The following is a 13086-nucleotide window of genomic DNA, read 5'->3' as shown; positions in this document are numbered from 1 at the left end:
CTTCTTTAGACGCTTGGCCAGCTCCCGTTGCGCCCGTCTGGCCGGACAGTCATCAATGACCCGCGCCAGCAACCCGCGAAAGGCGCCACAGTAGGACCTCTCCCTGTGGCGTGGCGCTCGACACAACAAACGCTTATCGCATCTTCTAGTACAGCGGATGACGCCTTGGCGCTAACATGCCGAGTTTGCGGGGCGCTGTTCCGGTCGAAACGCAGGCATGCTCACTTTCTTGTTCGGCGCCTTCGGGCTGTCCACTCTCTGGTTGATTCCACTGCTCTGGCGCGGCTTGCGCGCCCTCGTCGCCAAAGGCCGCAAGCGGCCGGTGGGTGGTGAGGGCACGATCCGCCATGTGCTGGGCGGACTCCTGGTGTTGCTGTCGAGCGCCACGCTCGAAGGCCTGGTCGTCGCGCATTACACGGACGATCCGGCGGCTGGTGGCGTGGTGTGCCGTGCCTTGGCCGGCGGCCTCGCCTCTGTTTTCGGCGCAACGGTCACCTCGCTGCTGATGCTGGCGATGCTGGCAGTCGCTCTGCGCTGGTATCCCGGGCTGTCGTGGCGCGCGCTGTTCGCGGGGACTTCCTCGAAGGTCGATGGCTTCGCTGGCGCGATCGAGCGGCTGCTCGCAGCGCGCGGCGTCCGCTTTCCTGCGCGTCGACAGCGCGGCGCCGTACGCCGCGCCGGTGCGGCAACGGCGGCGCGGCGGCAGGCGCAGCATGCGGCGCGGCGTCCGCCTGTTGCGCCGGCCAGCCCATCCTCGCCGGTCATGGAGCGCGCGGCACCTTTCTCCGGCGCGGATACGCAGCGCACGAAAACGCCCACGCCCGAAGCGGTGATCCGCGAGCCCTGGAAGCAGCCTCGCGTCACGCCGGTTTCGGCGCCGCGGGTATCGACCGGACGTATCGCCGCGGCGATGGCGGCCGCGGCCGAACGTGCTTCGGCGGACGAGCCGCCTGCGCGTGCGCAGGTTCGAGCCCAGAGGACGGACATCGATGCTCGCGTGCGCACGCACGCTCCCCTCGGGATCGAAAGCCCGGCCGTCGCGGCGATGCGGACGATTGAGCCCGCGATCGCGCAACGCGCCATCGTCGAATCCGCGCCGATCGAATCGGCGCCAGTCGAATTCGCGCCGATCGAATCCAGGCCGATCGAATCCAGGCCGATCGAATCCACAGCGGCGGACACCGCGGAAGACGCACCCGACTTCATCCCGGCGCCGCAGGTCTCCCGCACGGCTCCGGCATCATCCCGCCGTCTCGCCGCCAACGACGACGAGCCGGTCCCCGCGGCTCCTGTGCCGGCGCCGACCCCGTCGCGGCCGCGCACGAACGTGCTGGTTCCGCCGCTGTCCCTGCTCGCCCCGCCGCCGCCGGGTTCCACTACCGTCAGCGAAACCCAGCTCGCCGAAACCGGCGAACTGATCGAACAGCGCCTGCGCGAGTTCAAGGTGCCGGTCAGCGTGGTCGGCGCCTCGGCCGGCCCCGTCATCACGCGCTTCGAAGTCGAACCCGCCGTCGGCGTGCGCGGCAACCAGATCGTCGCGCTGATGAAGGACTTGGCGCGCGGCCTCGGCCGTACCTCGATCCGCGTGGTCGAGACGATCCCCGGAAAAACCTGCATGGGCCTGGAGCTGCCGAACGAGCAGCGCCAGATGATCGCGCTGTCGGAGATCCTCGATTCGCGCGAATACCGCGGCTCCGATTCGCTGCTCACCCTGGCCATGGGCAAGGGCATCACCGGCGAGCCGGTGGTGGCGGACCTGGCGCGCGCGCCGCACATGCTGGTGGCCGGCACGACCGGTTCCGGCAAGTCGGTGGCGGTCAACGCCATGATCCTGTCGATGCTGTACAAGGCCACGCCGGACGAGGTGCGCCTGATCATGATCGACCCGAAGATGCTGGAGCTGTCGGTCTACGAAGGCATCCCGCATCTGCTCGCGCCGGTGGTCACCGACATGAAGCTCGCTGCCAATGCGCTGGCCTGGTGCGTGGCCGAGATGGAAAACCGCTACCGCGTGATGTCCGACCTGCGCGTGCGCAACCTCGCCGGCTACAACCACAAGGTGCGCGAAGCGCGCGCCGCCGGCCGGCCGCTGCTCAACCCCTTCCCCGCGCATCCGGAAATCCCCGAGACGCTGGATACGCTGCCGATGATCGTGGTGGTGATCGACGAGCTGGCCGACCTGATGATGGTGGCCGGCAAGAAGATCGAGGAACTGATCGCGCGCCTGGCGCAGAAGGCGCGCGCCGCCGGCATCCATCTGATCCTGGCCACGCAGCGTCCGTCGGTGGATGTGATCACCGGCCTGATCAAGGCGAACATCCCCACCCGCGTGGCCTTCCAGGTGTCCTCGAAGATCGACTCGCGCACGATCCTCGATCAGATGGGCGCCGAAAGCCTGCTCGGCCAGGGCGACATGCTGTTCCTGCCGCCGGGCACCGGCTACCCGCAGCGCATCCACGGCGCGTTCGTCGCCGACGAGGAAGTGCACCGCGTCGTGGCGCACCTCAAGCAATACGGCGAGCCGGACTACAAGGACGAAATCCTCGCCGGCCCGCCCGGCGAAGGCGGCAACGGCGAGCTGTTTCCCGAGGAAGGCGCGGATGCCGAACTCGATCCGCTCTACGACGAAGCCGCGGCCTTCGTGCTGCGCACGCGCCGCGCGTCGATCTCGTTCGTGCAGCGGCAGTTCCGCATCGGCTACAACCGTGCGGCGCGGCTAGTAGAAGCGATGGAGGCGGCAGGCTTGGTGTCGCCGATGGGGATCAACGGGCAGCGCGACGTACTCGCGCCTGCTCCGTCCGAATAGCAAGCGCAGGTTGGGGTGAGCCGTGGGCGAACCCCAACGCGGTAACGCCCGAGCGTCGCGCATTGTTGGGGTTCGCCTCTGGCTCACCCCAACCTACGCGTCAGGCGTCGTTGCGGCCCGACACGGTTTCCCAGCTCAAGCCAAAACGCCCGAGATATTTGCGCAGCCGGTCCGCATCGTTCGTGCTGGTGCGCTTGCTGCGCGAAGCGGCGAACAGCTGGCGCCCCGCTTCCGAAAGACTGCGGCAGCGGCGGCACAGGCGGACCACTTCGCGCAGCTGCAGCTGGTCGAACAGGTCCAGCGCATCGAGTTCGGCGCCAAGCCATTCGCGCAGCACGTCCGTCTGTTCGTCGCGGCGCCACAGCCGGCGCAGGCGTTGCAGTTCTTCGTCCACCACGTCGACCGTGATGCGCCCCGCCGGTGCCAGCGTCGCCATGCGCGTCAGCGATGCGCCGAGGTCGCGGAAGTTGCCATGCCAGGTGGCTTCGGCGGATTGCGCGAAACGCAGATAGCGTTCGCGCGCCTCACGGTTGAAGGTCACGCGATGGCCATGCTGCGCGTGGCGATCCAGCTCGTAGTCGAGATTCGGCTCGATGTCTTCCAGCCGTTCCGCCAGGCCTGGCAGATGGAAGCTCCAGATATTGAGCCGCGCATAAAGGTCGTCGCGAAACCGTCCTTCCGCGACGCGGCGGCCCAGGTCGCGGTTGGTGCCGGCAATCAGCTGGAAATCGCTCTCCACTTCCTTGTCGCCGCCCACCGGCAGAAAGCGCCGATCTTCCAGCGCGCGCAGCAGCATGGCCTGCTCGTCCGCGCCCAGCTCGCCGATTTCGTCGAGAAACAGCAGGCCTTGATGCGCGCTGCGCAGCAGGCCTGCTCGTTCGCCCACCGCGCCGGTGTAAGCGCCTTTGACGTGACCGAACAACGCACTCATCGCGCCATCGCCGCGCAAGGTGGCGCAATTGACCTCGACGAAGCGCCCGCTCAATTCATGCCGCGCCTTCTTCAGCTCGAACAGGCGCCGCGCCAGCTGGCTCTTGCCCGCGCCGGTCGGACCCATCAGCAGGATCGGCGCGGTGGAGCGGCTGCCCACGATCTCGATCTGCTCGATCATGCGGTTGAACGCGGCGTTGCGCGTGGCGATGCCGCTTTTCAGATGCGTGCGGTCGTCTTCCTGTTCGCGCTCGAAGCGCCGGGCCAGGCGGTCGTAGCGAGACAGGTCCAGGTCGATCAGGCTGATCGAACCGCCGTTCGCGCCCACCTGCTGCTTGCGTGGCGGCGACAGCTGCAGCAGGCGCGCGGGCAGGCGGCGGCTCTCGGTGAGCAGGAACAGGCAGATCTGCGCGACGTGGGTGCCGGTGGTGATGTGCACGAGATAGTCCTCGCGCTCGGTGTCGAAGGCGTAGCCCTTGGCGAAGTCGTGCAGCACGCCGTACATCGACTCGAAATCCCAGGGGTCGGCCAGGTAGGTGTCGTGCAGGCGCACCTCGGTCTCCGGCGAGACCTGGGCCAGGTCTTGCTGCACCTGCCGCGCCACGTCGCCGTAGCGGCGCAGATCCACCAGCAGTTCCAGGCGGTGCACCAGGAAATCCTCGTGCATGCCCAGCGCCACGGTGGGTCGCCATTTCTCCCAGCGGCCGGCGCCCTGGCCGGCATCGAGCTGGGTGCCGAGGAATCCGATCACGACCTGGGGCTTCATACCTATAGCCAAAGATAAATGCAGATATCCAAATATATGAAATGAGCAAGTCCGGCGTCATCACACCGTAGTGCGCCGACAATGTTTTCCTTCAAAAACATGTAGATACGAATTCAAAGGCGACTTGGCACGCTTGCTGCTCTCCCCAGGCAAACGGAGAAACAGCCATGCCGAACCTTCAACTCTTCCAAAGCCATCGCGGTCCCCGGGTGCCCAAGGCCAATACGGCCAACGAGGCCGGCGGCGCCGCCTATCGGCGCTCGCCCGAAGCCGCCCTCGCGCTGTACGCCGCGACCGGCTGCCTCAGCAGCACCTTCCATGCGGATGCCCAGCAGCAGCTGGACCGGGTGCTGGCGCTGTGCGCGGCGGTGGAGCCGGAGTTCGTGGCCCGCACCGCCCTGTACGCCCGCCGCCATGCACATATGAAGGACATGCCGGCCCTGCTGGTGGCTTACCTGGCCAGCCGCGACGGCGCGCTGGCGGAGAAGATCTTCCACCGCGTGATCGACAATGGCCGCATGCTGCGCAACTTCGTGCAGATGCTTCGCAGCGGCGAGCTTGGCCGCAAGTCGCTCGGTACCCGCCCCAAGCGCCTGGTGCGCGAATGGCTGGACCGCGCCACCACCGAGCAGCTGATGTCGGCGGCGATCGGCGAGCGTCCTTCGCTGGCGGACATCGTGCGGATGGTGCATCCGCGTCCGCTCGATGCGTCCCGCGAAGCGCTGTATGCGTGGCTGCTGGACAAGCCGTACAAGGCCGAAGCGCTGCCCGCGATGGTGCAGGCGTACGAAGCCTTCAAGGCCGATCCGCGCGGCGCGGCGCCCGACCTGCCGTTCCCGTACCTCACGGCGCTGCCGCTGGAAGCGCGCCATTGGAAGCAGATCGCGGCGCGCAGCTCGTGGCAGGCCACGCGCATGAACCTCAACACCTTCCTGCGCAAGGGCGTGTTCGAGGACGCGGCGATAGTCAAGCAGGTGGCGGCGCGTCTGCGCCAGCGCGAGGCGATCAAGCGTGCGCGGGTGTTCCCGTACCAGCTGATGGTGGCCTACCGCGCGGCGGCGGGAAACATGCCGGAGGCGATCAGCGAAGCCTTGCAGGACGCCATGGAAGTGGCCACCGAAGCGGTGCCGCGCCTGTCCGGCGAGGTGGTGCTGGCGATCGACGTATCCGGTTCGATGCAGTCGCCGGTTACCGGCTACCGCCGCGGCGCCACCAGCGTGGCGACCTGCGTGGAAGTGGCGGCGCTGATCGCGGCCTGCTTCCGCCGCCGGCATGGCAAGACGCGGATCGTGCCGTTCGCCGAAGCGGTGCGCGCGATCAAGCTCAATCCGCGCGACAGCGTGATGAGCCAGGCACGCGACATCGCCCGGATGGTCGGCGGCGGTACCTGCGTAAGCGCCCCGCTGGCGCTGCTCAACCATGAGCGCACGGCGCCGGACCTGGTGGTGATCGTGTCGGACAACCAGAGCTGGCTGGATACGCGCCAGCGCGGCGGTACCGAAACGATGCGCCAGTGGGCGGCGCTGAAGGCGCGCAACCCGAGGGCGCGGCTGGTCTGCATCGACCTGCAGCCGTACGGCACCAGCCAGGCGAAGGAAGCGCCGGACGTGTTCCATATCGGCGGCTTCAGCGATGCGGTGTTCGAGCTGGTAGCGGGCATCGCGCAGGGCAAGCATGCGGGCCATTGGGAGGAACGCATCCAGGCCATGGAGTTGTGATCGCCACGGATGGCAGCGTAGTACCCCGGCAGGAATGGGCCTGCCGGGGCCAGGGAAGGACATACTTTTGAGTTTGCGGCGAATGCCGATGAAAGCTACTTGGAGAAGCCTTCGGGCGACGGGTTCAAATCCCGGCCCGCGCAAGCGGGATGCTTTCATCACTTTCGTCGCCGCAAGCGCACGGCGCAGCGAATGCCGGCGGACCTACTATCCCAAGCCGGTTCGTCATTTGTTTGTCGCTGCCCCATGCGCACTTTTTCACCGCGGCGAATGCCGGTGGACCTACTAGCTTCATAAGCTCCGGGTCGCGGGTTCGAGTCCCGCCGCCACCGCATCTATGGTGGCGTAGCTCAGCGGTAGAGCAGGACGGTTCACCTACTTTGTCGCCGCAGCTCTTCGAGACACGCCGGCCCGGCGGCGCAACAGCCCGGGCAAAGGAAACGAGGCCATGGAAAACCGCAACTACGATGTGATCCATCTTCCGGGCGCGGCGCCGATCAAGCTGTGGACGCGCGGCGTGCCGCTGGAAGACGAGGCGCGCGAGCAGCTGATCAATATCGCCCGCCTGCCCTTTATCCACGGCTGGGTGGCCGTGATGCCGGACGTGCACCTGGGCAAGGGTGCGACCGTCGGCTCGGTGGTGCCGACCGTCGGCGCGATCGTGCCGGCCGCGGTGGGCGTGGATATCGGCTGCGGCATGATCGCCGCGCGTACCACGTTGACCGCGAGCGACCTGCCGGAAAATCTCCAGGGCGTGCGTACGGCGATCGAAACCGCCGTGCCGCATGGCCGTACGCCGGGCCGCCGCGACAAGGGCGCGTGGGAAAACCCGCCGCAGGCCGCGCTGGAGGGCTGGAGCACGCTGCACGAGGACTTCAAGCGCATCGTGGAGAAGCATCCGAAGCTGGAGCGCGTGAATCACCTCAGCCACCTGGGTACGCTCGGCACGGGTAATCACTTCGTCGAGGTGTGCCTGGACGAAGAGCAGCGCGTGTGGTTCATGCTGCACTCCGGATCGCGCGGCGTGGGTAATGCGATCGGCTCGTACTTTATCGAGCTGGCCAAGCAGGACATGCGCCGCTGGGTGATCAACCTGCCGGACCAGGATCTGGCGTACCTGCCGGAAGGCAGCGAGCACTTCGCCGACTACGTGTTCGCGGTGGACTGGGCGCAGCGTTTCGCCCGCGCCAATCGCGCGATCATGATGCGCCACGTGGTGGAAGCGGTGCGCAAGGTTATCCCCAAGCCGTTCGAGGCGCAGGCCGAGGCGGTGAACTGCCACCATAACTACGTAAGCCGTGAACATCATCTCGGCAAGGACGTGCTGGTGACCCGCAAGGGCGCGGTTAGCGCGAAGCGCGGCGAGCTCGGCATCATTCCCGGCAGCATGGGCGCGAAGAGCTTTATCGTGCGCGGCCTGGGTAACGAGCAGAGCTTCCACAGCTGCAGCCACGGCGCCGGCCGCGTGATGAGCCGTACCGCCGCGCGCAAGCTGATCACGCTGGAGCAGCATCGCGAGGCGACCGCGCATGTGGAATGCCGCAAGGATGCGGAGGTGATCGACGAGTCGCCGGCGGCGTACAAATCGATCGATGCGGTGATGGAAGCGCAGCGCGACCTGGTCGAGATCGTGCATACGCTGCGCCAGGTGGTTTGCGTCAAGGGTTGAGAGAAAGGAAACGCGATGTTGGAAATCGATGGACAGGCCGGCGGTGGGCAGCTCCTGCGCACCGCCCTGGCGCTCAGCCTCTGCACCGGCGAGCCGTTTCGCATGGAGCGCATCCGTGCGAAACGCTCGCGCCCGGGGCTGATGCGCCAGCATCTGACCGCCGTGCAGGCGGCGCGGGAGATCGGTGCTGCGCGGGTGACCGGCGATGCGCCGGGATCGGCCACGCTGGAATTCGTGCCGGGCCCGGTACGCGGCGGCGATTATCACTGGCCGATCGGCACGGCAGGTTCCACCACGCTGGTGCTGCAGACGGTGCTGCCCGCGCTATGGCTCGCCGGTGTGACGGCGAGCCTGCGTCTCGAAGGCGGCACGCATAACCCGCTCGCGCCGAGTGCGGATTTTCTGGAGCACAGTTTTCTGCCGCTGATGCAGCGCATGGGCTTGCGTGCTTCGTTCGCGCTGCAACGCCATGGCTTCTTTCCGGCCGGCGGTGGCGCGTTGAAGATCGATATCGACGCGAGCGAGGCGCCCAGGCCGTTGCACCTGCCGGAGCGCGGCGCGCAACAGGAGCTGTCCGCGACAGCGCTGATGTCCTCCATCCCCGGCCGTGTCGGCGAGCGCGAGCTCAATGCGGTGCGCCGCCTGCTCGGCGTGGCGGACGAGCATCGCCATATCCGCCAGGCGATCCACTCGCCTGGCCCCGGCAATGCCTTGATGGTGCGCGTCGACAGCGAGCACGTGTGCGAGCTGTTCACCGCCTTCGGCGAGCGCGGCGTGTCGTCCGAGCGCGTGGCCGAATTGACCTGCGCCGAAGCCCGCGCGTACCTGGACAGTGGCGCGGCGGTCGGCCCCTACCTCGCCGACCAGCTGCTGCTCCCGCTGGCGCTCGCCGGCGAAGGCAGCTTCACCACGCAGCAACCCACCGACCACGCGCGCAGCAACGCCGCGCTGATCGAAAAATTCCTGCCGGTGCAGATCGATTTCGAGGAACTGGGCAAGGACCGCTGGCGGGTTGCCGTCAGCCGCTGACCCAGCGCTGGAGGGCGGCGTCCAGCATGGTTTCGTCGATATCAGTCTTGCTGGCGAGTCTTGGACCGATCGCCGCGAAGCGCTCGAGCTGCTGGCGCATCCATGGCCGCAGCGCGACGGGAAGCGGTTCGCGGTCGCCTTCGCTGGCCAGCGCCTTGCGTGCTTCGAGTTCGGCGATCCAGCCACGCTCCTCATCGCTGACCCACGGCGCCGCCAGCAGCTGCGCGAAGCGGGTCGGCGGCTGCGTGCGCGCGTGCTCGATCCAGCGGCAGGCCAGGATCGGGCGCAGGAAATAGAACAGCTTCTTCAGGCGCACCGTGTCGCCGGACAAATGCTCGTCGTGCGTGGTCGTCGCCATGCTCAGGTAATGGAACAGTGCGCGCGCCGGCTGGAAGTGGCGTCCGATGAGCTGGCGCACCTGCATCGCGAAGGCTTCGTCGGCGCGGTACACGATGGGCGAATCGAACCATTCGTTCAGGGCGAGGTTGCACTTGGCCATCAGGCGCAGCGCCTTGCGCAACTCCCAGCCGCTGACGTCGAGATCGCCGGGCAGCATGCGTTCGATCACGTCGCGCTGTTCGAACACCCTCAGGTACCAGTCGGGTGCATGCACGTAAACGAAGCGCACGTCGTAGTCGCTGTCCGGCGAGGCGAAGCCCCAGGCGCGGCTGCCGGACTCGGCGGCATAGAGCACGCGCACGCCGTGATCGCGCTCGATCGCGTCGATGGCGGACTGGATCGCTGCATCCATCACTGGCGTTGCTCCCAATGGGCGGTGAGTTCGCGCAGCAGAACATTGGCCGCGTCGGTATCGATGGTGTCGGGCAGGCTGCTGGCCGCGGTCTCGCGCTCGCAGCGGGCCGCGATGTCCTGGGCCATGTCGATCAGTTCGTCGTAGCTGAAACGCCCGGCGCGGATGTCCAGCAGCAGCGAACGCTGCTCGCCTTCGAAGCGCACGATCGGCCGCCCGTGGCGCACGATGGATTCGCCGGAAAGCAGCAGGCGCACGGTGTGCATCATGTTCTTGGCGTCGTAGTCCAGTTCGCCGCTTTCCTGCTGCCGCCAGCGCGCCTCGTTGCGTTCGCGGCGCCAGGTCCAGTAGTTCTGGTGGTCGGCCATAGCCTGCTTCCAGGCCTGCTCGTTGTAGAACAGCAGTCCGGCGAAGCGCTCGGCTTCTTCATCCAACGGGATGGATTCGCATACCAGCATGCCGTCGCGGAACACGCCGCGCGCGTCGCGGCCGTAGCGGTAGAGCCGGTAGCCGTCGCGCGCATGTTCGAGGCTGGCCGCGTGGAACTCGTCCAGGTTCCAGCCCAGCGTTTTCAACGGCAGCGGACGGCATGGTGCCGCGTTGCCGGGGATCAGCCGCTCGCGCGGGATGACATGGCAATAGTCTTCTTTCACCGGCCGCGCTTCCGGCCGCGGCTGGTTGATCCATTTGTTTTGGCCGCGCGCCTTGCGGATCTGCGTGAGCGCATAGCCGATATGGCTTTGCACGCAGGGTTTAGCGAGGAACAGCGAGCGCCGTGCCGCCAGCTGGTCCATTTCCGGGCTGCTCGAGCGCACGGTGTCCCGCGGCATGAACAGCAGTTCCAGCACATTGGGGTTGGCGGCCGAGAGCAGCTCGATCACACGCCGCAGGCCGTAGTAGACGATGTCGTTGCGCGCATCGGCGATCTGCGCGGCGGGTGCTTCCAGGCCCAGATACGCCGCGGCCGGCATCGCATAGATGCCGCGCAGGTCCTGGTCGCTTTCCGCCGTGGCCGTGCCATAGGCGTGGCTGCCCGCGATGCATTCGAACAACAGGGCAGGCGTGGCATGGGCGCGCAGTGCTTCCAGGGTGATCATGGCAACGCGCTCAGGGCTGCTGCGCAAGCCACGCATCGAGCTCCGCCAGCGTCGGCATGCCGCCCTGCGCGCCCAGGCGCGTGACGGACAGCGCCGCGGCCGCGCAGGCCTTGCGCACCGCCTGCGGCAAGCCTTCGTGCAGGAATACGGCGAGGGCGCCGTTGAAGGTGTCGCCGGCGCCGGTGGTGTCGACCGCGTCTACCTTGAAACCGGGCTGGTGTGCGGGGTCGCCGTCTTCGCGGTACCAGGCGCCTTCGTTGCCGCGGGTGAGCACCACGGGGCTGGGGGCCTGGCGCATCAGGGCGCGGAAATCCTGTTCGGCATCGGCGCCGAGCAGGATGGCCAGTTCGTGCTGGTTGGGCGTGACATAGCGGGCGAGCCGCAGCCACTCCACCGGCAGCCGTCGCGCGGGTGCGGGGTTGAGGATGACCGGCACGCCCAGGCGCTGGCCCAGGCGCAAGGTGGCTTCGACGCTTTCCAGCGGGATTTCCATCTGCACCAGCACGGCGTCGGCGCGGGCGATCGCGTCGCCGGCCGCTTCGACCTGCGCGGGTGTCACGCGTGCGTTGGCGGCGGGCACCACGATGATTTCGTTTTCGCCGCCGGCCACGGTAATCGAAGCGGTGCCGCTGCCGCAGTCGGCGATGCGCCGCACGTGGTCGAGCGCGATGCCTTCGCGCGCCAGGCCGTCGTAGAGCTGCTGGCCGAAGGCGTCGTCGCCGAGCGCGCCGACCAGGGCCACCTCGGCGCCGAGCCGCGCGGCGGCCACGGCCTGGTTCGCGCCCTTGCCGCCGGGGATGGTGAGGAAGCGCTCGCCCAGCACGGTCTCGCCCGGCCCGGCAAAGCGCTCAGCCAGCGTGACCAGATCCATGTTGATGCTGCCGACCACGACGACGCGCGCCATACCTGCTCCGGAACTCGGTGGGGAAAATCGCCGCCGAGCATACGGGATGGCACGCGTGCCGGTGGAGTGCGCTCAGTGCCCGGTATCGGGCATCGGCTTGGAGGGTTCGGCCGTGCCCTGCTTTTCCTGGCGCTTCTCGATCATGCGTTCCTTCATGGCCAGGTAGCGCTGGCGCTGGCTGTCGCTCAGCACGGACTGAATCTGGCGGTCGCCGTCTTCCATGATGGCGCGCGCCTGGTCGCGGCGATCCTGGCCCCTGGCGCTGCCGCGCAAGCTCTGCATCTTCTGCTGCTGGGCCTGCAGGATGCCGGCGACCTGGACCTGCTGCTGCGCGTTGAGGTCGAGGTGCCTGGCCAGCTTCTGGGCGCGTTCCTGCGGATCCGGCGGACGGCGCTGGCCGTGCATGGCCTGGCCGTCCGGCGGCGGTGCGCCGTTGTCCTGGGCGTGGGCGCCGAAGGCGGCGGCGAGGGCGAGAGCGATCAGGCACAGGCGGGTCTTCATGGCGCGACTCCTTGAGAGGTGCGCCCGGGAACGGCCCCCGGGGCCCGGGCGTTGACTTGAAAGGCACGCGCCGGACCCGAACATCGCTGTGCATTGCCGCCCGAGGATCACCTCATGATCGAACTGCACTACTGGCCCACGCCGAACGGCCACAAGATCACGCTCTTCCTGGAAGAGGCCGGCCTGCCCTACGAGATCAAGCCGGTGAACATCGGCAAGGGCGAGCAGTTCAAGCCCGATTTCCTGGCCATCGCGCCGAACAACCGCATGCCGGCCATCGTCGACACCGCGCCTGCCGATGGCGGCGGGCCGCTGAGCATCTTCGAGTCCGGCGCCATCCTGGAATACCTGGCGGAGAAGACCGGCCGTTTCCTGCCGAAGGACACGCGCGAGCGCTACAAGGTGCTGCAGTGGCTGTTCTGGCAGGTGGGCGGGCTGGGCCCGATGCTGGGGCAGAACCATCACTTCAACCGCTATGCGCCGGAGAAGATCCCCTACGCGATCGACCGCTACGTCAACGAAACGCGCCGCCTGTACGGCGTGCTCGACAAGCAGCTCGACGGCCGCGCGTTCATCGGCGGCAAGGACTACAGCATTGCGGACATGGCCTGCTATCCGTGGATCGTTTCGCACGAGGCGCAGGGCATGTCGCTGGACGATTTCCCGCATCTGAAGCTGTGGTTCCAGGCCATCGCCGCGCGGCCGGCCACGAAAAAAGCCTATGAAATCGGCGAATCGATCAAGGACCGCTTCGACCTGACCCAGGACGAGGAAGCGCGCAAGGTGCTGTTCGGCCAGGGTGCGAAACGCTGAGGCCGTGGTGCCGCATCGAGCCCGATGCGGCACTTTTTCCCGGGAAAAGGCTGGCTTCGCGCAGCATGACGGGTTTTAATCCGCGCTTGTTCTTGCGCCCCC

9 protein-coding genes and 1 pseudogene are annotated in these 13086 nt (G+C 67.6%); 5 read left to right on the top strand and 5 right to left on the bottom strand.

Going from position 1 to position 13086, the window contains the following annotated elements:
• Positions 1-217 precede the first annotated feature (217 nt).
• Complete coding sequence (locus ISN75_RS22355) at positions 218-2806, top strand: FtsK/SpoIIIE family DNA translocase (protein ID WP_343820421.1); 2589 nt, start codon at positions 218-220, stop codon at positions 2804-2806.
• A gap of 178 nt (positions 2807-2984) precedes the next feature.
• Here the strand turns inward: ISN75_RS22355 and rtcR are convergent.
• Positions 2985-4502 (bottom strand): annotated as a pseudogene (gene rtcR, locus ISN75_RS22350) (RNA repair transcriptional activator RtcR); the annotation flags it as partial.
• A gap of 167 nt (positions 4503-4669) precedes the next feature.
• On the opposite strand from rtcR, the gene ISN75_RS22345 reads away from it, so the two are divergent.
• The 3 genes from ISN75_RS22345 (at position 4670) to rtcA (ending at position 8918) form a co-directional block, all read left to right on the top strand.
• Positions 4670-6220, top strand: coding sequence for a TROVE domain-containing protein (locus tag ISN75_RS22345; RefSeq protein ID WP_168648823.1), 1551 nt, complete (start codon positions 4670-4672; stop codon positions 6218-6220).
• Between the two features lie 448 nt (positions 6221-6668).
• A complete protein-coding gene (locus ISN75_RS22340) occupies positions 6669-7889 on the top strand; it encodes an RtcB family protein (RefSeq protein ID WP_168648822.1) in 1221 nt (406 codons plus the stop codon).
• Positions 7890-7904: 15 nt separating this feature from the next.
• Entirely contained in the window at positions 7905-8918 is a 1014-nt protein-coding gene (rtcA, locus tag ISN75_RS22335; RefSeq protein ID WP_168648821.1) for an RNA 3'-terminal phosphate cyclase, read from the top strand.
• Here the strand turns inward: rtcA and ISN75_RS22330 are convergent.
• The 4 genes from ISN75_RS22330 to ISN75_RS22315 form a co-directional block, all read right to left on the bottom strand.
• A complete protein-coding gene (locus ISN75_RS22330; RefSeq protein ID WP_167252878.1) occupies positions 8908-9669 on the bottom strand; it encodes a nucleotidyltransferase domain-containing protein in 762 nt (253 codons plus the stop codon). The two genes, rtcA and ISN75_RS22330, sit on opposite strands and share 11 nt — an antisense overlap.
• The gene (locus ISN75_RS22325) at positions 9669-10766 is read right to left on the bottom strand and encodes a DNA polymerase beta superfamily protein (RefSeq protein ID WP_168648820.1); all 1098 of its coding nucleotides are present in this window, start codon (positions 10764-10766) and stop codon (positions 9669-9671) included. Before ISN75_RS22325 ends, ISN75_RS22330 begins: the two co-directional genes overlap by 1 nt.
• 10 nt (positions 10767-10776) lie before the next feature.
• Positions 10777-11670, bottom strand: a complete 894-nt coding sequence (rbsK, locus tag ISN75_RS22320) for a ribokinase (RefSeq protein ID WP_168648819.1) — start codon at positions 11668-11670, stop codon at positions 10777-10779.
• Positions 11671-11742: 72 nt separating this feature from the next.
• Positions 11743-12171 (bottom strand): hypothetical protein, encoded by a 429-nt coding sequence (locus tag ISN75_RS22315; RefSeq protein ID WP_168648818.1) that lies wholly within the window; start codon positions 12169-12171, stop codon positions 11743-11745.
• A gap of 114 nt (positions 12172-12285) precedes the next feature.
• Between ISN75_RS22315 and ISN75_RS22310 the strand changes: the two genes are divergently transcribed.
• Positions 12286-12984, top strand: coding sequence for a glutathione binding-like protein (locus tag ISN75_RS22310; RefSeq protein ID WP_168648817.1), 699 nt, complete (start codon positions 12286-12288; stop codon positions 12982-12984).
• The last annotated feature ends 102 nt before the right edge of the window (positions 12985-13086 follow it).

Origin of the sequence: Dyella marensis (assembly GCF_049532885.1) — a bacterium.
Classification (GTDB): domain Bacteria; phylum Pseudomonadota; class Gammaproteobacteria; order Xanthomonadales; family Rhodanobacteraceae; genus Dyella_D; species Dyella_D marensis.
Note: the sequence above shows the minus strand (reverse complement) of the source record. Positions and strands in the feature narration are given on the sequence as shown.

What these genes read in the sequence shown, in the direction of transcription:
- ISN75_RS22355 (WP_343820421.1), top strand. Translation starts at nt 218, where the DNA reads ATGCTCACTTTCTTGTTCGGCGCCTTCGGGCTGTCCACTCTCTGGTTG.
- ISN75_RS22345 (WP_168648823.1), top strand. Translation starts at nt 4,670, where the DNA reads ATGCCGAACCTTCAACTCTTCCAAAGCCATCGCGGTCCCCGGGTGCCC.
- ISN75_RS22340 (WP_168648822.1), top strand. Translation starts at nt 6,669, where the DNA reads ATGGAAAACCGCAACTACGATGTGATCCATCTTCCGGGCGCGGCGCCG.
- rtcA (WP_168648821.1), top strand. Translation starts at nt 7,905, where the DNA reads ATGTTGGAAATCGATGGACAGGCCGGCGGTGGGCAGCTCCTGCGCACC.
- ISN75_RS22330 (WP_167252878.1), bottom strand. Translation starts at nt 9,669, where the DNA reads ATGGATGCAGCGATCCAGTCCGCCATCGACGCGATCGAGCGCGATCAC.
- ISN75_RS22325 (WP_168648820.1), bottom strand. Translation starts at nt 10,766, where the DNA reads ATGATCACCCTGGAAGCACTGCGCGCCCATGCCACGCCTGCCCTGTTG.
- rbsK (WP_168648819.1), bottom strand. Translation starts at nt 11,670, where the DNA reads ATGGCGCGCGTCGTCGTGGTCGGCAGCATCAACATGGATCTGGTCACG.
- ISN75_RS22315 (WP_168648818.1), bottom strand. Translation starts at nt 12,171, where the DNA reads ATGAAGACCCGCCTGTGCCTGATCGCTCTCGCCCTCGCCGCCGCCTTC.
- ISN75_RS22310 (WP_168648817.1), top strand. Translation starts at nt 12,286, where the DNA reads ATGATCGAACTGCACTACTGGCCCACGCCGAACGGCCACAAGATCACG.